The 21,410-nt window shown below is 37.1% G+C and carries 22 protein-coding genes and 2 pseudogenes; 10 read left to right on the top strand and 14 right to left on the bottom strand.

All coding sequences use genetic code 11. The annotated features are described in order from the left end of the window. Nucleotides 1–36: 36 nt before the first annotated feature. Nucleotides 37–1,551: a lmo1851 family serine protease gene (locus MHI22_RS03790; protein WP_036126069.1), complete on the bottom strand. Its 1,515-nt coding sequence runs from the start codon at nucleotides 1,549–1,551 to the stop codon at nucleotides 37–39. Between the two features lie 728 nt (nucleotides 1,552–2,279). Between MHI22_RS03790 and MHI22_RS03785 the strand changes: the two genes are divergently transcribed. Continuing rightward, the gene (locus tag MHI22_RS03785; RefSeq protein WP_036126072.1) at nucleotides 2,280–2,546 is read left to right on the top strand and encodes a hypothetical protein; all 267 of its coding nucleotides are present in this window, start codon (nucleotides 2,280–2,282) and stop codon (nucleotides 2,544–2,546) included. 42 nt (nucleotides 2,547–2,588) lie between these two features. Here MHI22_RS03785 and MHI22_RS03780 read toward each other — a convergent pair whose 3' ends face one another. The 3 genes from MHI22_RS03780 to MHI22_RS03770 all read right to left on the bottom strand — a co-directional run bounded on the left by MHI22_RS03780 (nucleotide 2,589) and on the right by MHI22_RS03770 (nucleotide 4,458). After that, nucleotides 2,589–3,332, bottom strand: coding sequence for a polysaccharide deacetylase family protein (locus MHI22_RS03780; protein WP_036126074.1), 744 nt, complete (start codon nucleotides 3,330–3,332; stop codon nucleotides 2,589–2,591). Between the two features lie 388 nt (nucleotides 3,333–3,720). Then, complete coding sequence (fabZ, locus tag MHI22_RS03775; protein ID WP_036126075.1) at nucleotides 3,721–4,146, bottom strand: 3-hydroxyacyl-ACP dehydratase FabZ; 426 nt, start codon at nucleotides 4,144–4,146, stop codon at nucleotides 3,721–3,723. A 72-nt stretch (nucleotides 4,147–4,218) separates the two neighbouring features. Beyond that, nucleotides 4,219–4,458, bottom strand: coding sequence for a DUF3953 domain-containing protein (locus MHI22_RS03770; RefSeq protein WP_058844445.1), 240 nt, complete (start codon nucleotides 4,456–4,458; stop codon nucleotides 4,219–4,221). Between the two features lie 148 nt (nucleotides 4,459–4,606). On the opposite strand from MHI22_RS03770, the gene MHI22_RS03765 reads away from it, so the two are divergent. Together MHI22_RS03765 and MHI22_RS03760 are read left to right on the top strand one after the other, a co-directional pair. Beyond that, complete coding sequence (locus MHI22_RS03765) at nucleotides 4,607–5,224, top strand: LysE family translocator (protein ID WP_036126079.1); 618 nt, start codon at nucleotides 4,607–4,609, stop codon at nucleotides 5,222–5,224. 90 nt (nucleotides 5,225–5,314) lie between these two features. Further along, nucleotides 5,315–5,794 (top strand): DinB family protein, encoded by a 480-nt coding sequence (locus MHI22_RS03760; protein WP_340811088.1) that lies wholly within the window; start codon nucleotides 5,315–5,317, stop codon nucleotides 5,792–5,794. A gap of 23 nt (nucleotides 5,795–5,817) precedes the next feature. On the opposite strand, the gene MHI22_RS03755 is transcribed toward MHI22_RS03760, so the two are convergent. The 3 genes and pseudogenes from MHI22_RS03755 to MHI22_RS03745 form a co-directional block, all read right to left on the bottom strand. Beyond that, the gene (locus MHI22_RS03755; RefSeq protein WP_340811087.1) at nucleotides 5,818–6,756 is read right to left on the bottom strand and encodes a DUF2268 domain-containing putative Zn-dependent protease; all 939 of its coding nucleotides are present in this window, start codon (nucleotides 6,754–6,756) and stop codon (nucleotides 5,818–5,820) included. 5 nt (nucleotides 6,757–6,761) lie between these two features. Next, nucleotides 6,762–6,998: pseudogene (locus MHI22_RS03750) on the bottom strand (GNAT family N-acetyltransferase); the annotation flags it as partial. 178 nt (nucleotides 6,999–7,176) lie between these two features. Continuing rightward, the gene (locus MHI22_RS03745) at nucleotides 7,177–7,341 is read right to left on the bottom strand and encodes a hypothetical protein (RefSeq protein WP_180957800.1); all 165 of its coding nucleotides are present in this window, start codon (nucleotides 7,339–7,341) and stop codon (nucleotides 7,177–7,179) included. Between the two features lie 134 nt (nucleotides 7,342–7,475). Here MHI22_RS03745 and MHI22_RS03740 point away from each other — a divergent pair, with 134 nt between their 5' ends. Both MHI22_RS03740 and MHI22_RS03735 read left to right on the top strand, forming a co-directional pair. Continuing rightward, complete coding sequence (locus tag MHI22_RS03740) at nucleotides 7,476–8,318, top strand: copper amine oxidase N-terminal domain-containing protein (protein WP_058844448.1); 843 nt, start codon at nucleotides 7,476–7,478, stop codon at nucleotides 8,316–8,318. A gap of 84 nt (nucleotides 8,319–8,402) precedes the next feature. Then, the gene (locus tag MHI22_RS03735; protein ID WP_170829867.1) at nucleotides 8,403–8,576 is read left to right on the top strand and encodes a hypothetical protein; all 174 of its coding nucleotides are present in this window, start codon (nucleotides 8,403–8,405) and stop codon (nucleotides 8,574–8,576) included. Nucleotides 8,577–8,710: 134 nt separating this feature from the next. Here the strand turns inward: MHI22_RS03735 and MHI22_RS03730 are convergent, their stop codons facing one another. After that, entirely contained in the window at nucleotides 8,711–9,205 is a 495-nt protein-coding gene (locus MHI22_RS03730; RefSeq protein ID WP_036126093.1) for an Lrp/AsnC family transcriptional regulator, read from the bottom strand. Between the two features lie 204 nt (nucleotides 9,206–9,409). On the opposite strand from MHI22_RS03730, the gene MHI22_RS03725 reads away from it, so the two are divergent. Next, nucleotides 9,410–10,291 (top strand): DMT family transporter, encoded by an 882-nt coding sequence (locus MHI22_RS03725; protein ID WP_419185192.1) that lies wholly within the window; start codon nucleotides 9,410–9,412, stop codon nucleotides 10,289–10,291. Nucleotides 10,292–10,319: 28 nt separating this feature from the next. Here MHI22_RS03725 and MHI22_RS03720 read toward each other — a convergent pair whose 3' ends face one another. Then, nucleotides 10,320–13,403, bottom strand: coding sequence for a hybrid sensor histidine kinase/response regulator (locus tag MHI22_RS03720; protein ID WP_340811086.1), 3,084 nt, complete (start codon nucleotides 13,401–13,403; stop codon nucleotides 10,320–10,322). A gap of 345 nt (nucleotides 13,404–13,748) precedes the next feature. Between MHI22_RS03720 and MHI22_RS03715 the strand changes: the two are divergent. Continuing rightward, nucleotides 13,749–15,096 (top strand): annotated as a pseudogene (locus tag MHI22_RS03715) (IS3 family transposase). Nucleotides 15,097–15,196: 100 nt separating this feature from the next. On the opposite strand, the gene MHI22_RS03710 reads toward MHI22_RS03715, so the two are convergent. The 3 genes from MHI22_RS03710 to MHI22_RS03700 form a co-directional block, all read right to left on the bottom strand. Next, entirely contained in the window at nucleotides 15,197–15,778 is a 582-nt protein-coding gene (locus MHI22_RS03710) for a hypothetical protein (protein WP_271913336.1), read from the bottom strand. A 51-nt stretch (nucleotides 15,779–15,829) separates the two neighbouring features. Next, on the bottom strand, nucleotides 15,830–16,345 hold the full coding sequence (locus MHI22_RS03705; RefSeq protein ID WP_271913334.1) for a matrixin family metalloprotease: 516 nt from the start codon (nucleotides 16,343–16,345) through the stop codon (nucleotides 15,830–15,832). Nucleotides 16,346–16,435: 90 nt separating this feature from the next. Then, on the bottom strand, nucleotides 16,436–16,873 hold the full coding sequence (locus MHI22_RS03700; protein ID WP_036126107.1) for a hypothetical protein: 438 nt from the start codon (nucleotides 16,871–16,873) through the stop codon (nucleotides 16,436–16,438). Between the two features lie 566 nt (nucleotides 16,874–17,439). Here MHI22_RS03700 and MHI22_RS23360 point away from each other — a divergent pair. Next, entirely contained in the window at nucleotides 17,440–17,649 is a 210-nt protein-coding gene (locus MHI22_RS23360) for a flagellin (protein ID WP_080717120.1), read from the top strand. Nucleotides 17,650–17,975: 326 nt separating this feature from the next. Here the strand turns inward: MHI22_RS23360 and MHI22_RS03695 are convergent, their stop codons facing one another. Both MHI22_RS03695 and MHI22_RS03690 read right to left on the bottom strand, forming a co-directional pair. After that, nucleotides 17,976–18,314, bottom strand: coding sequence for a hypothetical protein (locus tag MHI22_RS03695; RefSeq protein ID WP_036126110.1), 339 nt, complete (start codon nucleotides 18,312–18,314; stop codon nucleotides 17,976–17,978). A 453-nt stretch (nucleotides 18,315–18,767) separates the two neighbouring features. Further along, nucleotides 18,768–19,148 (bottom strand): hypothetical protein, encoded by a 381-nt coding sequence (locus tag MHI22_RS03690; RefSeq protein WP_340811085.1) that lies wholly within the window; start codon nucleotides 19,146–19,148, stop codon nucleotides 18,768–18,770. Between the two features lie 211 nt (nucleotides 19,149–19,359). On the opposite strand from MHI22_RS03690, the gene MHI22_RS03685 reads away from it, so the two are divergent. Then, nucleotides 19,360–19,839: a DUF6530 family protein gene (locus MHI22_RS03685; protein WP_058844453.1), complete on the top strand. Its 480-nt coding sequence runs from the start codon at nucleotides 19,360–19,362 to the stop codon at nucleotides 19,837–19,839. 20 nt (nucleotides 19,840–19,859) lie between these two features. After that, nucleotides 19,860–21,236 (top strand): MATE family efflux transporter, encoded by a 1,377-nt coding sequence (locus tag MHI22_RS03680; protein WP_058844454.1) that lies wholly within the window; start codon nucleotides 19,860–19,862, stop codon nucleotides 21,234–21,236. Nucleotides 21,237–21,410: the final 174 nt, after the last annotated feature.

The following is a 21,410-nucleotide window of genomic DNA, read 5'->3' as shown; positions in this document are numbered from 1 at the left end:
ATGCCGTGAAAGACGACCGTTGCGACAGCTACATTGTTAGTTTGTTGTGTCCTCTGTTTTTTCGGCTGTTCCTGAAAGAAGCTCTTTCGCTTTTAATAACTGAGGATCATCGGCTTTCATTTTTGCACGTAAAGCATCCATTAACGCATACGTTGTATTGCCTGTTAAAATACCTGTTTCTTCAAGGTTATTCGCTGCTTGTAGTTTTTCTACAGCACGTGCAGTATTGTCATCGAAAATACCATCTATTTCACCAGGCTCATACCCTAGCACTTGAAGCATCTCCTCCGCTGCTTTTACAGAGTCCGACTGTAAGCCTGTCTTCATTTCTAAAGAGGCATTCAAGTAAGGTAAAGTAGCATACGATGGATAACCAACTTTGACATCAGGTTCAATGCCTTTTTCGTTAATCCAGTTCCCATTCGGTGTTAACCATTTACCTGTTGTAAATTTCAGATTAGAGCCGTCTTTTAATGGTGTTACATTTTGGACAGTCCCTTTACCGAAGGATGTTTCACCTACAACTTTGGCACCTACAGATTCTTTTAATGCACCTGCTAAAATCTCAGAGGCAGAGGCACTACCACTATCGACAAGTACTGTAATTGGTAGGTTATATTTTTTACCTGCAATGGCATTAGTAATCTGAGGCTCTGCATCTTTTTCTTGTACCTGAACAATCGCTTTTCCTTCTGGTACAAAGAAATTAGAAATATCGACAGCAGCCGTTAAATAGCCACCAGGATTTTGACGTAAATCTAAAACAATGCCTTTCATTCCTTTGCCTTCATACTCAGCAAGGATTTTTTCAAGCTCTTTCGTTGTTTGTTCACTAAATGATGTAATTTGAATATGGGCAATATTGCCATCGAGCATTTCCCCATAAACTGTTTCTACTGGGATTTCATCACGAACAATGGTCATATGAATAGCCTCTGTGTTTTCGCCGCGTTTCACCGTTAATTTCACTGGTGTTCCTTTCTCACCGCGAATTAAAGCAACCGCTTCTGTTGCACTCAAGCCTTGAATGCTTTTCCCATCAACCGTTAAGATGATATCTTTTGGTAATAAGCCTGCCTTTTCTGCAGGAGAATTTTTGATAGGTGACACAACTGTAATATAACCATTACGCTCTTGGATTTCCGCTCCAATTCCTTGGAAGCTAGAAGATAAACCAGAATTAAATTGATCTGCTTCTTCCTTTACCATGAAGTCAGAATAAGGATCGCCTAATGCATCGAACATACCATTAATAGCACCATCGACTACTTTTTCATCATCAATATCTTGGTAATAGTTATTTTTCAGTAAATCAAATGCTTCATATAATTTTGTAAATTCCTCACGTTCAGTCGGAACTTTCACTTCTACTACTTTCTTATCACCAAACGTTAACGCAAAAATCGTTAACCCTGCCGTAATAAGGATTGTAAAGAACATTAGCATGATAAATTTAAACGGTTTCAGTTGTATAAATTGTCCTGCCGGCTTTACTTCTGCTGGAGTCGGCTCCTGCTGCTGTTCTGTACTTTCATTTTTCTGTTCATCCATCTTGATTGTCACCACTCTCATATACACTAACTTGTTGTCACACTACTACCATCTTAACAGGTTATCCAGAAGACGAAAAGAAAAAGACTGCCAAAACTTCATGACAAACCTTAACCTATCATGCTTCATCCTATCTAGCATCCTAGCACCTATTTACTCATCATACTGTTAAGTTTAGGTATATAATGGTACTGCCTTTTAATTTTACTCATTTCCTAGTTGCAGTCAACCAAAAACTCAAAGAATCATAGAAATGCTATAAGAATATAACGTACAAGTGACGAAAAAAGTTGCAGCTCCTTAGCAACTATTCATTCTTTTTCACCTTTTTTATAGACCGTATGAACAGTTAATCGACGGAAGGAAAGCAGTTGCCCTTTATATACGACTGAAAAATTACCATACAGTGTAGGCGCTTTTTCCATTAGCTCATCTCTTGAAGCTCAATCAACTTAGGCTACAATCCTAACTTTCGTGCAGCCATTTGAATGTTTCCGTCGCAACGTCTACATAGGAAGATTGAAAGTTTGCTAATCGCTCCTGCCCATTCCCTCTAGCAACGCACTATCCATTTCAACAAGCTCTACATTTGCCCATGCTATTTTCCCCCAATAATTTTGCTGAGCTAACATTACCATTTTAGCGAATCATTCAAATGCCTCGTGAATCGCCTTTTCCATTGTTGTCGCATATGATGCAAGTAATGACAATTGTAAGGAGGCAGGAAAATGGGAAGAAATAATAAACAGAACCAGAACAATGATTCAATGGATATTTATATTGCAAAGTTAGCCTATATCGGCACAGCCATTTCAACTTTAGGGGATGGCATTCAGACCATCGCAGCTGGTCTAGCCCTAGAGGCACTACAAAATGCGAAGAACGATTCTTCTCCAACAAATAATGGTGATCAAACAGCCAAAGTCGATAACATGCAGAAACAAATCGATTATTTAATTGCTGAACTAAAGCAAATCAAAAAAATGTTAAAATAACCTTTACATAAAGAGTAGTGTGGAAGCCAAATACCTACCACACTACTGTTTTTTTATCTTCTGATGAGTCCTTTGTAGTTCCATCAATTCAGAAACCGTCACAAACTGGTAGCCCTGCTTTTCAAGCTCTGGCAATATTTGCTCCAATGCTTTGACGGTTTGGGCTCGGTTTCCGCCACCATCATGAAACAGCACGATATTGCCAGCCTTTACGCCTTTTAAAACCGTATTAACGATGCGATTGACCCCAGGATTCTTCCAATCGAGCGTATCCAAATGCCAAGACCACATCACGACTTTATAGCCTTTTTTGGCAATCGCCTCTATCATGGCATCGGTATATTGCCCTTCAACGGGGCGAAATAAGGTTGGCTGATAGCCCGTAATTCCTGCAATTACCTCATCTGTTTGTTGAATTTCCTTCATTAAATTAGGTACATTTGTTTTTAAAGGGTGTGTAAAGGTATGATTGGCCAATTCATGCCCTTCTTCATACATTCTTGCTATCAATTCAGGATTTTTTTCTGCATTTTGACCAACAATAAAAAAAGTAGCTTTCGCATTGTATTTCTCTAATACATCAAGAACATCCGCTGTATAGGTACGATGTGGACCATCATCAAACGTTAAGGCAATGATTTTTTCCTCTGTTTGGATTTCCCAAAGAATTTGTCCTGCTTCTTCATAATACTTTCTCCCTTTATTTTCAGAAGAACTTACTTTGACATAAAAAAACGACACCGTGATCAAACAAAGTGGTAGTAAAAACAGTAAAAATTTTTTCACATTTTCACGTCCCCAAATAATTTTCGTACTTTATTATTTGTGGATTTCATAAAAAAATGCTTATGTTTAGCTTTATTTCATTAAAATTTATCATGACGTATGTTTTCCAGGCTCCTATAATTTTTTTGTTGAAGCTTATCCACAACATTCAATCACACCATGGTGTATTTGTCGCAGACGCTTCACTTTTGCCGATCGTTACATCCTGTGACATGCTTTCACCATTATTACCACGTGGCGCTCACCCGCCAAAAAGTATTCATTGCCCCTATAGAGAAGGGAGTCTTCAGTTGAATCATGAGGATAAGATGGGTATGTAGTACGTCATCAAGCAAAGTCAAGACAAAAACACTATGCATGAAACTATCATTTATAAAAGGACCTCCTTTTACTGGCCAAAAGCAAAAACAAGGTCTGTTTCACAAACGATTTCTCCATTCACTGTGGCAACCCCACTTCCTTTACCGACTGTCCCTTTCACACGGTTGATTACTACCTCAAGCCGTAGCTGATCACCAGGCTTAACTTGTTTTTTAAAGCGACAATGATCAATGCCCGCAAGCAAGCCTAACCGCCCCTCATTCCCTGCCTTTGTCAGCATAATGACTGCACTGACTTGCGCTAACGCTTCCACAATGAGCACACCTGGCATGACAGGATAATGTGGAAAATGTCCCTGAAAGAACTCCTCATGGATTGTCACATTTTTCAATCCGACTGCACGCTTTCCCTCCTCTAATTCCAAAATACGATCTACTAAAAGAAACGGATAGCGATGTGGTAATATTTCTTGCAATTGTTGACTTGTTAACATATTGATTCCTCCACAGCATTTTTATAACCTTATTCTAACACTAAATATTAGTACTTAGTAATAAAAATGAAGTTAGTCAAAAAATGACTGTCCGACAATGACAAATAGAAAAATGGCCGTACCAAAAGAAAGAATACTAATGGTAGATCGTTTGGCTCTTTGCCACGCTCTCATACCAATGAGTAAAAATGTACAACCTAATAACATGAAAGTAACTGGTAAGAACGAAAAATCTTTTGTAATAAGACCACACATACTCGTCACCACAATTGGGATAAATATGAATAGTTGTAGACAATAGGACCATTTCATGCCGATCATCTCCTCGCTAAATTGTTTTCTGAATTTTTTTTCATTCCTTTTTCAATATTTCTTTATCGACAGCCCTATAGTCGCTGGAATATAATATTCCATGCATTCACCTTAGATTGATTAGTTTATTAGAATAGGAAGGTTTCGCATGTTATCTTTTATCGCAATAGTACTTTTATTATTTTTAATCCCAGGTCCTGCTGTTATTATCACGATTACACAAACATTAAAAAGTGGCAAAAAGAATGGTATTTATACCGCTTTAGGCATCGGTCTTGGAGATTTAGTTCATACGTTAGCGGCTGTTTTAGGTCTTTCTGCTATTTTGATGAAATCAGCCACAGCCTTTGAGGTAGTGAAATATATTGGGGTGGCCTACCTTGTTTATTTAGGTATTCAGATGCTCCTCACAAAACCAAAAAAAATTGAACAACCAACTGTGGAACAAAGCCCTGCTAGTACATCATTCCGCCAAGGCTTTTTAGCAGAAATTTTAAATCCGAAGACAGCTTTATTTTTCCTTGCTTTCTTACCACAATTTGTACAGCACAACGAGCAATCTGTCACAAGCCAATTGCTAACACTAGGCATCACCTTTGTTGTGATGAGTGCTTTGTATACAATACTACTAGCAATTATTACAAGCTTCATTGGTGAAAAAATCTTTACGAAAACAAGTGGTAGCTCACGTTGGCTTGAAAAAACTGTTGGCTTTGTCTATATCGGTCTCGGTGTCCGTTTAGCACTACAGACACAAAGTAGATAATCTGGAGAGGAACACAAAAGAGTGTTCTTCTTTTTTTTTGCAGGAAAATGGAGAATTTTAGCCAATACATACTAAAAAGGAGGGGTGAACTTGAATGAACGTCAAGAAAATTTATTTCAGCAGTTAGCACATTACCGTAGCGAGTTACTCCATTTGCTAGAGCATGTGTCAGAAGAAAAGGCAAACATCATTCCAGCTGGTTTTCATAATAATATTCGCTGGAATATGGGCCATCTTTATCTCGATCAATATTTATGGCTAGAGGCGTTAACAAAAGAAAAGGATACAGCATTAGTAGCTCTCATGAAATGGTTTAGCTTTGGTACGTCGCCTAAGCATTTTGACGAAAAAACGCCCACATTCGAGGAGTTAAAAAAGTACTTGGCTCAGCAGCCTTCACAGATAAAGGAACGATACGGTCATCGATTGGCTGAGGAATTCCCACCTATCGACATGGGTATGCAGACCATTGAACAAGTACTCCTACGTACCATCTTTCATGAAGGTATGCATTTACAAGCAATTGTCACCATTCATCGATGCCTAAACGAAGTAACAGACCGAGTTTAATACAGGGTCTGTTGCTTATTTGTTTATTGATAATTTTCGAGATACTTTCCTTTTTCAAAAATTTCTTTCGGACTTAAGGCAGTCCACTCCTCTATCGATACATTGGGATGCAAATCGAGATAAGATTTAACCATTTTATAGCCTTCGCTGTAGCCATAACTAAAGGGTAGACCATTTCCACCTCTAATTATTTCTAGGGCACGAATCAAGTTATGCTTTTCCAAATCCGCTGCAACATCAGACCAATAAACTTTGTTGTAATCCAAATCTATTCGCGTAAAATTTAAATCAGGATAAACTAATTTTTCAAACATCACTGCCCTTCCTTCAAATATGAGATGATCTAGCACTGTCCCCTCATTACGCGGGCGTTTTTCAGTTGCAACACTATGATGATATTCATGGGCAATTACAGCCCTAATAAATTCATTTGTATAATATTTATTATAGAGGGCTGTTATTTTACCTGCACCAATCGTTACCATATTCGCGTTTACATCTGTGGCTGGAAAAACACATACCGTCGTTTCATTTTTAGTGGGAAGGAGTTCAGAAGATTTGAACAGACCTTCCTTAATACTCTTTTCTGTTGCTTCCCTATCAATTTTTTCGCTTAATAATTGATTTTCTTTCAATTGTTTGGTCGTGCTATTCAACACCGTCTCAGCCATGTTTATATATTCACCATTCTCAAAACATGCACTATAAACGGGATCAATGACCTCTTCTCGATAGATGTCCAATGGTGAACGATCTGGATTACTTTCTACCTTTTCCGTATAGTTTTGAAAAAGTTCAAAAGCATGAACTATTTTAAATGGTTGCTTCGTTTCTGGATGTTCGAATGAAACCGTGATACTTTCAATATCTGGTTTTTTATGGGAAGGCTTTTCTGTTTGTGCACAGGCACTAAACACGAAGCATAGCATCATTAATACGACAAAACCCTTTACATAATGCATCTTTTTCATCCGTCCTTTTCATCAATAAATAATTTACCCATACTAACATTCATGAACAATATGCCTTGACGCTCGACGGTTTGTCTTTGAATGATTTGGTATCCTTTTCGTTCAAAGAAGGGTCTCGCTGTAAGACTAGCATCTGTGTAGATATGGGTAAGACCAAGCTTTTTTGCGTCCACTTCTAGTAAATCTACTAAGGCTGCTGCAATCCCCTGTCTTTGAAAATCCTTATGGACATAAAAGTATGTACGGTTTCGTTAAATAATTGCAGAATTTCTTCTAAATCGTCATGATAGTTTGTAAAATCAAGCATCTATCCCACCTCTTTTCTCGCAATCTATTATACCAATTATATGATATTTATGTAAAATTATAGAAAGCTCATAGATCAAAGTAATCTATAAGCTTCTCTTCGTTTTACTGTTTCGGTGTATTGGCTGTCAGTGGATTCGCATTGGCAACTAGTTGTACAGGCGTCGTCGTTTGTTGAAAGCTATCCTTCTGTCCTTGATTTGATTTCCCATAGCCTTTCATGGCAGCAAACAGTGCTGCACCAACAATACCCCAGGTCAATAATTTCATTTAAAAACCTCCCTTCACCGTTAGTATTCGAGAACAATTACGGAATATAGCTGTAAAAAATTAGCGACCAATAGCCAATAACTATGGTAAAATATTGAAGATGCTAAAAACTCGAATATAGGAGGTTGACTACCATGAAAAAAGTCTTCACTGGACTATTGTTAACATCTATGTTTTTTGTGGCTTTTCCGGCTGATGCTGCCACTACACAAATTAAAATAGATGACGTAATAGTAAAATCTGATACAGCACCCGAGCAAAGAAGCAATCGAATCATGGTGCCATTGCGTGTGATCAGTGAAAATCTAGGTGCGCAAGTGCATTGGAAGGATTCACAAATTACCCTTGCCATGAATAAAACATTGATTGTATTAAATCTCAACAACAAGACTGTCATGAAAAATGACAAAACAGAGCAATTGGATGTACAGCCATACATGAAAAATAATCGTACCTATGTACCGATTCGCTTTATTGCGGAAACATTTGGCAGTCAGGTCCAATACAATCAAGGTACAGTCAGTATCACTTCTGAACCACTACTACTTGACAATAAAAAAATAAAAGCCCTCCGCTATGAATATCAAATGACAATGGGTGGTGTTATTCAAGACATTAAAGGCAATGCTTATCATAAAGCGCTTTATCAAGTTTTCCAGCAAAAAGGAAACAAAGTAGAGGCACCTAAAGAATATTCATGGCAAATTAATTTAGACATACCTGGTTCCTATTCTAAACGTGGGCAATATCGTTTTATGAGCGATGATACGAACACAGTCAAACAATTTGATATTTATTCATTAAATACTGCATTCCCTGATGAACTATTACAAGGTCATCCCCATCATCTACTGCATGATGTGTTTGAAGATAGCTGGTATATTTTCACAGATCAAGCAGTTCAATCTATAAAACAGCTTATAAACAATGCTGCCACTAATGGCTTTAGTACCATTATTAGTAATACAGTAGCATAATTTTTTGTAAGCGATGTTCAACATATTCTGCATGAAAATGGACAAAATATTCATATCAACATCGAATATATGGAGGTTTGCCTCATGCAGAAGCTACTGTTATTAAGTTGCGTGCTATTTTCCCTCTTAGCTGCCTGTTCTGCGGAAGAAGCTCCGCCTAGCGAAGAAGCGGAAGCTAAAGAACAAACCGTCAATGCGCAGCCACAAGAAAACCTGAATACTTTGGGATATGACCAACTCCCAGCAAAGGATGAATAACGAGAAAAGTAGAGAGCATCCAAACACGCTTCTATAAAATTCTATCGTTGTCTAACCTGAAAAAGTATGCCACAAGTATCGTAGAAAACCTTTAATAGGTCATCCTGAAAACTAAAAAAACAGCAAGTTTGAGCCTAAAACTCACACTTGCTGTTTTCTTCTATAGGTAACACAGTAGAATATTTAATTTCCCTCAAGGATAAGTTCGTTTGAATTCTAGAAACCCCTAGCTTATTTAATTTGCGGATGAATTGATCTAATTCTTTGCGATCTCGAATGACAACCTTTAACAAATAATCATATGCACCTGTTAAACAATGACATTCCATGATTTCGGTCATCGTTTTTAAGCTGTCCTCCAATTCCTCGATTTCCTTCGCTTGGTGAATATTAGTGCTCATAAAGACATAGCACAGTAAATCAAATCCTAGCTTTTCTTGATTTAAAATAGCCACTTGCTGATCGATATATCCTTCTGTTTCAAGGCGTTTGACCCTTGTATGAGTTGCTGGTGGAGACAAGTTTACTCGTCTAGCCAATTCTGCATTACTGAGTTGCACCTCTCTCTGCAAAATCGCTAAAATTTGAAGATCCACACTGTCTAATGCTTTATTTTTAATCTCCTCCATTGTTATCTCTCCTTTTGATTGTTATTCGGCAAGTACATATTAGACTCTATTTCAGAATATTCTTCTGAAATTTATTAAATTTATTTTAATTATTTCAAATTAGTACAATTATACAAAATATTATACAGCCAAAACCTCAATAATGCTATGATTCTTAATATACATAAAATCATAGGAGGGTTACATACCTTGGTCAAATTTTATATGGGCTTAATGCTCGTCACAAGCTTACTTTGGGGAGGCAATTTTGTTGTGGCCAAGACGCTTGTGGCGCATGCCTCTCCGATGACTTTAACGATGGCAAGATGGTTCATTGCGGTGATTGTCCTTATACCATTAGTCTGGTGGAAAGAAAAGAAGCTAGTCCCTGCAAAAGCAGCTCTTGTGCCGTTATTGTTCATGGGTATTACAGGTGTCGCCCTGTTTAATATTTTTCAATTTTTAGCGTTGGAGCGAACAACATCCACGAATGCAGGCCTTATTTCAACGATGAATACGATGTCCATAGCCCTTTTTTCATTTGCTTTTCTCAAAGAAAAAATAAATGGCTTGCAGCTTTTGGCTATGACTCTTTCTTTCATGGGGGTGGTTCTCGTCCTTTCGAAAGGAGATTTGCAGCAGTTACTGGATTTTCAATTGAATACAGGGGATTTATGGATGGTAGCTGCGGTTTGTGTCTGGGGACTTTACTCGGTTTGTAGTAAGTGGGCTATGAAAACAACCTCTCCATTAATGGCCACATTGTATGCGGGAGTGTTCGGTGTTCTTACTCTTGTCCCGTTCACCAGTACGGAATTCACCTTCTCTAATATTAATCCATCTTTCATCCTTTCTCTTCTGTATACAGGGATTATCTCTACTGTCGTTTGTATGGTCTTTTGGAATATAGGCGTACAGCAATTAGGAGCCACAACCTCTGGCATTTTCCTAAACTTCAATCCTATTTTCACTGCCCTGCTCGCGTTCTTCTTTATCGGTGAAAAGCTGAGTTGGCTTCAAGGCATTGGAGGACTGATCGTTATTATGGGCTGTTATTTATTTACGCACTTTAAAACCAAAATGCCACAGAATCAAGTTTGTCATTAACATAAGATGCAAGATGCCTTCCCCCCTCTCAGTATTCGCTGAGGGAGAAGGCATCTAATTGATTAGTTGTTTTCTTTGGTAATACAACAAATGAAACAGCAGTTCCTTCATGCAGCTTGCTTGTTATGTGTAAGCCTTGACCGTAATGCTGTTGCAGACGTCTATGGGTATTCGATAAGCCAATACTTCTGGATGGACGTTTGTTCGGCTGTAGTAGCTTCGCCAATTGCTCTTCGTCCATACCAACGCCATCATCTGAGACACTAATTTCGATATGAGTACCACAATTAATGATACGAATGTGAACGGTTCCCCCTTCAACACGCTTTAAAATACCATGCTTTAATGCATTTTCAACTAGCGGTTGAATGGTTAGCGATGGAATCAATACATTCGTCGCTGTATCTAAGTCCCATACGACGCGAATACGTTCACCAAAACGTTCCTGCTGAATATAGAGGTAGGCTTGAATTAACCGAAGTTCATTTTCTAATGGAACAAGCGCTTCTACGTTTTGAAAATTATAGGATTCTCTTAAAAAATCACTTAATGCCTCTACTAATTTAGCTGTCCGCTCACTGTCCAATTCACTTAACGTTAAGATAGCATTTAATGTATTAAAGAGAAAATGGGGCTCGATTTGTGCCTGAAGCCACGCTGCCTCCATACGATGTCGTTCTTGAATAGATCGCTTCACCTTTGTTAATGCCTCAACGCGAGATCGAAGCTCTAAGGCATCAACAGGCTTGACGACATAATCATTGGCCCCCGCTGAAAAGCCATTTTCAATATCATGTGGCTGACTACGTGCAGTTAGTAATAGTACGGGTAAATCCGTCATGAAGAATTGCTTACGGATGATTCGTACTAATTCATAGCCATTCATTTTCGGCATCATTACGTCTGAAATCACTAAATCCCATTCCTGGGACCGTATATATTCAAGTGCCTGCAAACCACTTGTCACCGTGACGACATCATACTGCTCATTCGCCAAGAGGGTTTCCACCACTCTTAAATTGATGGGCTCATCATCCACTACTAAAATTCGTGGTTGATTCCACGCATCTCCTACATCGTTCATTCCATCTTGCTGTACCTCAGGGCTTTCCTGTTTTTGATGAGTCTGCTGTGCAAGCGTTACCTCTTGAGCTTCCGCTTCGTCAGATAGTGGTAATGTGAAGGTAAAGGTGGTGCCTTGTCCCACCACTGATTGTACGTCCAATGTTCCCCTTTGTAGTTCAACCAGTCGCTTACAAATACTAAGCCCTAGCCCAAATCCGCCCTCTACTATCGTCTTACTGACAGTACCTTGCTCATATGGCTCAAATAATCGCTGCATGGTTTCCTCATCTATGCCAATGCCCGTATCTGCCACCACAATCTTCGCCATGCTAGCCTCGGTATAGCCCGAAATCGTAATAGTACCTTCATTAGTAAATTTCACGGCATTATGTACCAAATTAAAAATAATTTGGATTACCCGATTTTCATCTGCCAATACTTTTTGAAAGTCTGCTGGAATTTGCTGAACAAACTGAACTGGCTTTCCTTCAATCATAAAACGTAGCATATCGAAGACGCCAGCCACGATGGTATGAATGGAAACCGTGGTCAGATGCAATTTTTGAGTATTATCCTTTAGGCTCATCACATCAAGTAAATCGTTCAATAAATGCGACATTCGTTGCCCAACAGACAGCACCGTTTCTAAATCATGGACGCTTTTATGACTAAGTGCATGAGACTCACGCTCTAAAACAGCCTTGGACATATTGATAATACTATGAAGCGGATTGCGTAATTCATGGGAGGTGCTTGCCAGAAATTCATCCTTTAGTTTATCTGTCTCTTGCAATTTTTGGGCAAGGTCTTTTGTATCCGCATGCACTTTTGCGTAATCTTTAAACCACAATGTCGCTAAACAAGCAATGGTCATTATCAAATCAAAGGGATATGAAATCACCTTGATTCCTGAAATCAGTAGCAAAATATCCCAAAGAATACTATTAATAAATGCAAGGATTGCTAAAAGCAGAAAAACATGCTGACGGATATCTTTGAGCGCCTTTCCTAGCATCATCATCATGGTGATCACAATGGGAACGCCTAAAATGACAATATAAACACTTTGTATCGACACTACATATCGTGTTGGTAGTACAATAGCCAACACAGCTGCACAGGCACATACAAGGGCAAATCCCTGCTGATAACGGTGAAAATGGCGCGGTAGCCATGGATCGATACATTGTAGCAGGGAATAGCCAATGCCAATCATCGAAAGGTGAACCAATATAAACCCCCAATCATAATTGATTGGAAACCAAAATGAAAGAAGCTTATCGTCACTCCCTAATAGATAATAAAACATGATACTGACGGTTAAGAGTGAAAAGAACAGTAAAGGTCTTTCCTTATTTCCAACTAAATATAGGATGATCGAGTAAAGGGCATGTAAAAGTAAAACGACTGCCACTAATAGCTGCATGGTAATAGACAATTGTGTTTCGCGATAGATAACATCTTCATATCCAAATTTTATAGACCGCACAATTCCCCCATTACGAGGATCTTGAAAGTTAGCCACTTGCACAACAATGTCGATTTCACTTTGGCCCTTTGTGTCAAAAGAAGCTGTAAATGGAACATTTTTGGCCATCGTTTGCGCTCGATTTTCACCTAGCTCACCAGCCTTCGCAACTAAACGATCATTTACATATATTTCTGCTGCACTACGAATGCTAGGCACCCTTATGCTAAATGTTTTTGTTTCTTCTGGATTAACCTGTATTTTCAAATGATAGGAGCCATAGCCATATGGCGTCAGCTTACCTTCTTGAAAAATTTGATCCCAACCATCTGGAACCTGTATGTACGTGGGGGGGAAAGGTGGTTGATTACTATCCATCAACCAGTGAGAAGAATAAAATGCCCATTCACCATCCAGCGTCAAAGCATTCTGTTGAAAATCAAAATCCCGTACATCGATTTGCCCTTTTTCTGCGTAGGGTTGGTCTGGCTGAGTAAATAAATGCAACCACAATATGCGTGTGCTCGTTAACAAAATAAAAAATAAGAGAATAATGATCGCTATTTTTTTCTTTTTCATAAGTGAATCTCGTCAAAGGGCAACATAGTATTTCTCCTTTGCGAACGCCACCTCCTAGGTCTTGATCGAGTAATGATCTTACAACCTTCCAATTCTACCAAGCACATCTCTACAAATTCTGAACAAATTCTTAATATAGTCCTAATCGAACAACAGGCTCTGATTTGGTTGAGCCATTTCGCCAAAACATTTCATATACTTCCACAACCCTTCCTATCCAATGCCTGTAAGTAAAGTCGGGTTTTTTGAACTTTTTGCCATAAAAAAAGCAGCTACTCCGATAAGGAATGAACTGCACCCCAATTGTTAGACACAGCATTTAACAATTGGAGGTGTAGTTTTTTTATGACTAAATTTACGAGCGAGATAAAGTTAAAGATTATTCAAGGCTTTAATTCAAAGATTTTTTCTCAACAAGAGTATGCAAAACAGATGGGAGTAACAAGAGCACAATTTCAATATTGGTTAAAGTTATATGAATTACATGGAGATGAAGGGTTTAGGAATACCTATACAAATTATTCTGTACCATTTAAACTAGACGTATTAAATTACATGGTTCAATCTGGTTCGTCATTAATGGATACCGCAGCTCTTTTTAAAATCTCAAGTTATACAATAGTGTATACTTGGCAAAAACAAATGGAGGTTGGCGGTTTAGATGCCCTTGAATCAAGACAAAAGGGGCGTCCATCGATGAAAAAACAATCGACGAAACAATCCTGGCTGAAGGATCTGTCGAGGCACTAGAAGCACGTATTAAACAATTTGAAATGGAAAACGAGTATTTAAAAAAGTTGAATGCCTTAGTTCAAAACAAGGAAAAATCATGAAACAAGACAAAGCAAAAGTAGTCTTTGAGTTAAGGCATAAATATTCGATGAAGGCGCTTGTGAAACTCGCTGGTATTCCACGTAGCACGTATTATGATTTAGTAAAGAAAATGAACCGAATAGATCCAGATGCCGATTTAAAAGTAGAAATCAATTCAATTTACGATGAACATGAAGGACGTTATGGCTATCGTCGTATTCGTGATGAGCTAGCTAATCGTGGTAAGAACGTGAATCACAAGAAGATCCAACGCATCATGAAAGAACTTGGATTAAAGTGCCTTGTGCGTATGAAAAAATATAAATCCTATAAAGGAACAGTCGGTAAAATTGCGCCTAATCATTTAGACCGCCAATTTACAGCGGACCCACCGAATGAAAAATGGGTAACCGATATTACGGAGTTTAAATTATTCGGCGAAAAATTATATTTATCACCTGTTTTAGATTTATTTAATGGTGAAATTATTACGTACACAATTGGCTCTAGACCAACTTATTCACTTGTTTCAGAGATGTTAGATAAAGCTTTGGAGCGTCTACCAGAAGGCCATCAGCTTCTCATGTATTCAGATCAAGGCTGGCACTATCAAATGAAGCAATATTGTCATGCGTTTCAATCAAGGGGTATTCTCCAAAGTATGTCTCGTAAAGAAAACTGTTACGACAACTCTGTAATGGAGAATTTCTTCGGGATTATGAAGTCTGAGTTTTTATACTTCAAAAAATTTGAAAGTGTAGACCATTTTAAAACTGAATTAGAAAAGTATATAACGTATTACAATACAAAAAGGATTAAGGCAAAATTAAAAGGCATGAGTCCGATACAATATCGAACCCATGCCCTAACCGCTGCCTAATGAAATAACCGTGTCTAACTTTTAGGGGTCACTTCACTCATAGGCTGCTTATTTTTAAATGATATAAATACGCTACATTTTAGTAGACCACGAAATTTTATTATTTTTTATACTTAAGCTGTGCATCTCTCATAATGGCTAGATCAGAATTATCACTATCTACAGTATTTAAAGAGTTAAGAGAAGAGTTAGATCCAAACATTGGCACTTTACCAGTAGTTACACCTCTAGGGGCATACATACCATCATCTACTGGAACCAAAAATAGTAAATATTCTTTATCAAACTCCATGTTCTCATAATCATTCACAGTATACATAGCATTTGTTTCTTTATCATAAAAAGCCATTTCTGACACAGTAATTTGAGAATTTGTTTTTATATCTTCTTTATTATCGTTATTTTTATAAACTTCTGAAATTAAAAAACTTGATTTAGTATATCCACCAATTACATCGTTATTAATGTCTGATCTAAAAACTTCAGTATCATTTTCTTTTGTTTTTGTACCAAGAACAATTACAGGTGATGCTTCTTCCATCTCTTCTAAATTATCAAAACCTAGAGTTTTACCTTCAAAATTAATAGTCTCTATTTTTTTATTATCTTTAATGCTTATAAAGAATATTAAACAAAAACACACTAAAAAAAAGCTAAACACTTGAAACTTTCTATTTTTCATACTACCTGCCCCTTTGTCGACAATTTTTGTGTGAGTAATAGCCGTATGTAATTAATACAAAGCTTTTATACCATCAATGTCGTCTTGTAACGGCCAGTCTTTATCATTAAAACCCTTTGTCCTCATAACAGATATGGAATTATTCTTTGTTTGAGTGTGATCAAGACCTAAAGCATGCCCTACTTCATGAACTGCAGTTTCCCTTCTACGAGTTTGATCTAATCCCTTCCATGATTTATACATTGTTATGTTTGATAAAGTAGAGGAACCATTACGATGAGTAGCATATGCATCACCATAATTACTATTTACATAATCAACATTAACATTTCCACTAACCGAGACCTCTTTAGTAAACTTAACTTTATTAGTTGAATGCCACGCAGTAAATCCTCTTAGAATATCTTGCTTATAACCCATATCAATTAGCTCTTGACTAATATTGTAATACAAATCTAAATTATCCTTCTTTTTAAATCCTAGTAATTGATAAGCATCAGCTGTAATTGGTAGAGATACAACACAAAGTAATAGCATAATTAAAAAGCCTTTAAATTTCCACTTCATTTTACCAAGTCCCCTTTATTTTTACATTCATGGAACTAACACACATAAATTATAAACATAATAAAATACAATATAAAGGGTAATTTGGTATCATTTTACTTTTATACTAAAGATATAAGAAGAACTCCCTTTGTCCCATCTTCCAGAGATAATATATATATACTTGCCTTTTTCGTTCGGTACAGAAATACTATTATCTTCCACTATTACTTTTTCGCTTTCATCGTTATTCATCCATTTCTCAACTTCTACTTTTTCAGGTTGTTTCTTAAAATTGATTTTTATTTTACTTTGAGGGGATACTGAAAAAGGGACAATTTTATTATTATCAAGAATTTCTGGTGGTGAAATTTTATCAACACATTCAGTGCCAGTTATTTTTTTCCAACAATAAGAACCTTGTACTATTGTTATCTTATTATTTCCTGACAATACAATTGGCTTAGGGGGACCAGCATTAAGTAACATGATAATCAACACAAATACGATAATAAATAAAGTAATTATACTTATCTTTATGCCTTTCATATAAACCCTCCAAACTAGTATTCTGAAATTAAGAAAAAGTCTTATATTCCGTTTATCAACTTATTTTACCATATAATTATTTTTTTGTAATTTAAATGCATATGAAGAAGCAAGGAGCCGACTGAACGAGATAAGGTTTGTGATTTGGTAATTTAGTTATTTCTGCTTCATGGATATTCATACTATGGAAAAATGTTGATATGAACGGGCTTATTGATTCTTTTAATGACCTAAAGGAAAATGATGAAAAGATTATTGGTAGATTAAGTACTGCTGCTACAGTTTTAGCTGTTGGGGTAGCAATTCTGAATAATGTTAGAACTAGAATTGTAAACGAAAATTAGAAAAAAAGATTTTAGACGCCACATTCTCGGTATAGAAGAAGATTAAGGGGAATTTTTCTAAGTGTCGTATATCGTGATCAGTACATACGGTCCAAAGCTGGATTACTTAAGAATGACAAGATTTTCAAGAATACGGATTTGGGATTAAATTTATCTTACAGGTGTATCACTTAGGTGATACTGAAAATGCATAATAAAGTTGTTTAATTTCGTTTAAATGCAATAACCACCTCCCTAAATTCCCTCGATAATTCCACAGAAATTTTATCGAACGAACATTCAAAACTAGTAAATCGCTTAGAAGCGGCTTTTAATACTAACTTCAACACATCTGAAAATTTTCAAGCTGCTGAATCACAAATACGTGATACTGATATGGCTAAAGAAATGATGCTCTTCATTAAAAATAATATCATAACAAAAGCATCATAATTGTTATTAACTCAAGCAAATCAAGTTCCAAATAATATTTTATAATTGTTGAGGTAGAATGTAAGGATTTTTTTACATTCAATTGATAATTACACTAAATGTTGAACTACATATTCTAATCTAACCAAGTATTACCTCAGTCAGGAATTTGTAATTTTGAACTCCCCTTTTAACACCTCACATAAAACTATAGTAAAAATGGAATAGAATAAGTTTTTAAGAAAAATTGTGCATAATAAAAAGCAGCTACTCCGATAAGGAATAGCCGACTTTTTATTTGAAGCTTTAAAGGTATAAGAGCAGTTAAATCAAACCTACACAAGATATTACATGCTTTGAGGTGGAATGATGCCTGTTACAAGTAAAATAAAGAACACCAAACCAATGAGGAAAAATATGAACGAGGCTTTAAACATGGGACCAAGTTTTACCTGGAATCGTTCTCGCTCATGAATGATTCCTGTTTGTGCACTGACCTGAGATGCATAAAGCCTAGACATGGCTCCACCACTGCTGGAAAAATAGAATGTGCCTAACGTAAAGGCAACACCAGTGAAAAACATCACTTCTATAAATCGAACAGAGAACATTGTGGCAATCCAATAGGTTAACGCTATCTCCACAATCCAGGCAATAACCATCATAATAAAGTGTTTCCAACGCATTTTTAAGAGCTCCCTTCCTTGTTCTTTTACTAGTTTTACGCATGTCTACTGGGAAAAGTTTCATTTTTATAAATATATTGTCAATAAGAGATTAAGAAATCCCTTTTTTAAGAACATAAACTATAAAACGGTGTTATTTCCAGCACACAAAAAGACCAGAAACTCTCGAAAAACAGAGTCCTGGTCTTTTTGTGAAAAGTGAAACTTACTAGTTTGCTGTAGTTTTTGTATTCTACTATTACAGTAGTCGTGTCAGCTTTGCAAAGGTTACAGGTTTTTGAAGGAATTTTGAAAAAAATTAACCCTTCACGTTTATCATACTTCTGTTATTCTTTGAACCGTTTAAAGTTAAACTCCTTCAAAAATACGATACCGCAAAAAACAAGCAAAGTAGCAATAATCGTTTTCTTGTATAGAGAAGCAACATCCCTACATAAAGTACGAATTTGCTGCTTAACGCTTCTTGCGTAAACTCGTGAACAATAGATAAATAACGATGAACAGGGCGAGGATTCCTAATGCTTTATAAAGATATAAGGCAATGTTTGCTTTACGTTGATACGTATATTCTCCATCATTCACCGCTTTAAGGTATGCTCCTTTGTCAACTTGTATCGCGATGGCGACCTTTGTATCGGTTCCCTTTATCGCAAAGTACTTGGTTCCTTTTGGATATGCATTTGAAAAATTGCCTCCATGTTGCTCCATATCTGAATACTTCGTTACCTTTCCTATTTCATTCTCAACTGCGTGCACTTTCTCCTCCGTTACCTCATATATATAACCATCCCAAACTACGAAAGGATAGACCCAAGTTGTTGCGACAGTGTTCACAGGTATTATTACGAGACATACTATACAAAACAAAAACATCCGCAGATAGCCCTTCATCACATCACCCTTTCCATCATCTTACATATTAGACTTAGCCTAGCAGAAAAAGTTACACTGCCATTTCTATTGACTTCTGTTTAGGTGAATGCTAAATTTACTAAAGCAGTAATTTACTAAATTACTAAATTCAAATAACAAGGAGTGCTTAACAATGAAAATTCCAACACATTTAAAACATAAACCTGTAATCGTTGCTGAAAACTATGCCAATATCGATGGGCGTACAGCTTATCAAACTGATACACAAGGACTTTCACTTGGGTTGGCACAATGGAATGATCGAGGAAAGGTTGATATTTCTGCGAAGGTTTGGCGACATACAGGTGGCAAATGGTCACGTCAGTCGGAAGAACTACCCCTCCATCGTGTGCTTGACCTCGCTATTCTAGTATGTGAGACACAACTTTATTTTAAGGATGCATACCGCTACGAGCACTTATATGATGAAGCAAACCCTGTTATTAATCGAGTAGGCTTACAGGGTGATGCTATGACTGTGGAAGTTTGCACAGAAAATGAACAAATTAAAGAGGATATTCAGCTTTTTCAGCAAGCATTAAATAATGATGGTGAGCTAATCGGTGAACGCCTTCGCACACTATCACGAATCTTAAAAGAAATGGGTTATTAAAACTCAAGAGGATTTTAACGATGAATGAACAAATGTTACAGGATGATAAAAAACTACGAAAGGCCTTTTTTAATTTCTTAATCCCGGTGATGCTAGCGAATGTACTGCAATCTGTTGGCCAAGTATTTGCGATGTTTATCGTCGGGCGCAATTTAGGTGTCGATGCACTCGCTGCCATTTCCGCATTTTTCCCGTTTTTCTTCTTTTTAATGGCCTTCGCGATTGGCATAGGTTCGGGAAGCTCTATTTTAGTTGGGCAAACGTTTGGGGCTGGTCATCATGAAAAGATGAAAGAGGTAGTTGGGGTAACCCTTGCCTTTACTACGATTTTATCGATTATCGTGGCGCTCTTTGGCGGCTTTTTCATTGAATGGATTTTACGCTTTATGCAAACACCAGCAAATATTTTAGACATGAGTATTAGCTATGCACAAATTTTATTTTTCACATTACCCATTATGTTTTGGTATTTAGTGTATACAACCTTTATGCGCGGCGTCGGTGATTCGAAAACACCCTTTCTCTTTTTAGTAATTAGTGTGGTGTTAAATATTGCCTTCCTCCCACCGCTGGTATTCGGCTGGTTCGGATTACCCGCGTTTGGTTTAAATGGTGCTGCCTATGCTTCTGTGTTATCAAACTTAGTGACCATGATTTTATTATTAGCTTATTTGCATAAAACAAAGCATTTACTACGTTTTGATAAATCCATCTTACAGCATTTTAAATTAAAGAAAGATATTTTAACATCATTATTAAAACTAGCGATTCCATCAAGTATTAGTATGGTTGCCATCTCAGTTGCAGAAATTGCCGTTATTGGTTTTGTCAATGCCTATGGATCTGACGCCACTGCTGCTTATGGCGTTGTCAATCAGGTAGCTAGCTATGCACAAGTGCCTGCGATGAGTATTGCTATTGCTACATCCGTTTTCGTAGCACAGGCTTTAGGAGCGAATTCTACAGAAATGATTAAAAAAATTCGTCAAATGGGTGTGCGTATTAACTATCTTTTAGGTGGCGCAATCATTCTCATCATGTATCTGTTTGCAGAGCCAATTTTGGCTTTCTTTATCGATTCACATGATACTGTGCTCATTGCCAAAAATTATTTATATATCGCCTTTTGGAGCTATTTAATATTTGGACATACGCAAACCGTTTCCGCTACGATGCGTGCCACTGGTGTCGTACTATGGCCGACCATCTTCTTAGTCATAACGATTTGGGTCGTGCAAGTGCCATTAGCGTACTTCTTGTCCCACCATACGTCACTCGCATTAAACGGTGTTTGGTTAGCCTATCCAATTACCTTCTGCGTCCATTTCATTATGCAATATGCCTACTTCAAGCTAGGCTGGCAAAAGCGAACATTAAAAGCGATGCTTAGCGAATAAATGACACGGGACATGCAACAAATGCATGTCCTTTTTGTATCCAACAAAATAACCAGGCACTCAGAAATTGAGCCCTGGTCATTTTGTGAAAAGTGAATGCTACTATTTTGCTTTAGTTTTTTGTATTCTACTAATAGAGTAGTCGTAAAGCATTGCGATAAGTTACAACCAATT

The sequence above is a fragment of the Lysinibacillus sp. FSL L8-0312 genome, from assembly GCF_038003285.1.
Taxonomy (GTDB): Bacteria; Bacillota; Bacilli; order Bacillales_A; family Planococcaceae; genus Lysinibacillus; species Lysinibacillus fusiformis_D.
The sequence above is the reverse complement of the archived record's forward strand: the minus strand, read 5'-3'. Positions and strand labels throughout refer to the sequence as shown.

Excerpts from the sequence above, each read along its gene's own strand:
- MHI22_RS03790 (WP_036126069.1), bottom strand. The coding sequence starts at position 1,551 with ATGGATGAACAGAAAAATGAAAGTACAGAACAGCAGCAGGAGCCGACT.
- MHI22_RS03785 (WP_036126072.1), top strand. The coding sequence starts at position 2,280 with ATGGGAAGAAATAATAAACAGAACCAGAACAATGATTCAATGGATATT.
- MHI22_RS03755 (WP_340811087.1), bottom strand. The coding sequence starts at position 6,756 with ATGCATTATGTAAAGGGTTTTGTCGTATTAATGATGCTATGCTTCGTG.
- MHI22_RS03695 (WP_036126110.1), bottom strand. The coding sequence starts at position 18,314 with ATGCGTTGGAAACACTTTATTATGATGGTTATTGCCTGGATTGTGGAG.
- MHI22_RS03770 (WP_058844445.1), bottom strand. The coding sequence starts at position 4,458 with ATGAAATGGTCCTATTGTCTACAACTATTCATATTTATCCCAATTGTG.
- fabZ (WP_036126075.1), bottom strand. The coding sequence starts at position 4,146 with ATGTTAACAAGTCAACAATTGCAAGAAATATTACCACATCGCTATCCG.
- MHI22_RS03765 (WP_036126079.1), top strand. The coding sequence starts at position 4,607 with ATGTTATCTTTTATCGCAATAGTACTTTTATTATTTTTAATCCCAGGT.
- MHI22_RS03720 (WP_340811086.1), bottom strand. The coding sequence starts at position 13,403 with ATGAAAAAGAAAAAAATAGCGATCATTATTCTCTTATTTTTTATTTTG.
- MHI22_RS03685 (WP_058844453.1), top strand. The coding sequence starts at position 19,360 with ATGAAAATTCCAACACATTTAAAACATAAACCTGTAATCGTTGCTGAA.
- MHI22_RS03735 (WP_170829867.1), top strand. The coding sequence starts at position 8,403 with ATGCAGAAGCTACTGTTATTAAGTTGCGTGCTATTTTCCCTCTTAGCT.
- MHI22_RS03745 (WP_180957800.1), bottom strand. The coding sequence starts at position 7,341 with ATGAAATTATTGACCTGGGGTATTGTTGGTGCAGCACTGTTTGCTGCC.
- MHI22_RS03680 (WP_058844454.1), top strand. The coding sequence starts at position 19,860 with ATGAATGAACAAATGTTACAGGATGATAAAAAACTACGAAAGGCCTTT.
- MHI22_RS03740 (WP_058844448.1), top strand. The coding sequence starts at position 7,476 with ATGAAAAAAGTCTTCACTGGACTATTGTTAACATCTATGTTTTTTGTG.
- MHI22_RS03700 (WP_036126107.1), bottom strand. The coding sequence starts at position 16,873 with ATGAAAGGCATAAAGATAAGTATAATTACTTTATTTATTATCGTATTT.
- MHI22_RS03725 (WP_419185192.1), top strand. The coding sequence starts at position 9,410 with ATGGGCTTAATGCTCGTCACAAGCTTACTTTGGGGAGGCAATTTTGTT.
- MHI22_RS03705 (WP_271913334.1), bottom strand. The coding sequence starts at position 16,345 with ATGAAGTGGAAATTTAAAGGCTTTTTAATTATGCTATTACTTTGTGTT.
- MHI22_RS03730 (WP_036126093.1), bottom strand. The coding sequence starts at position 9,205 with ATGGAGGAGATTAAAAATAAAGCATTAGACAGTGTGGATCTTCAAATT.
- MHI22_RS03710 (WP_271913336.1), bottom strand. The coding sequence starts at position 15,778 with ATGAAAAATAGAAAGTTTCAAGTGTTTAGCTTTTTTTTAGTGTGTTTT.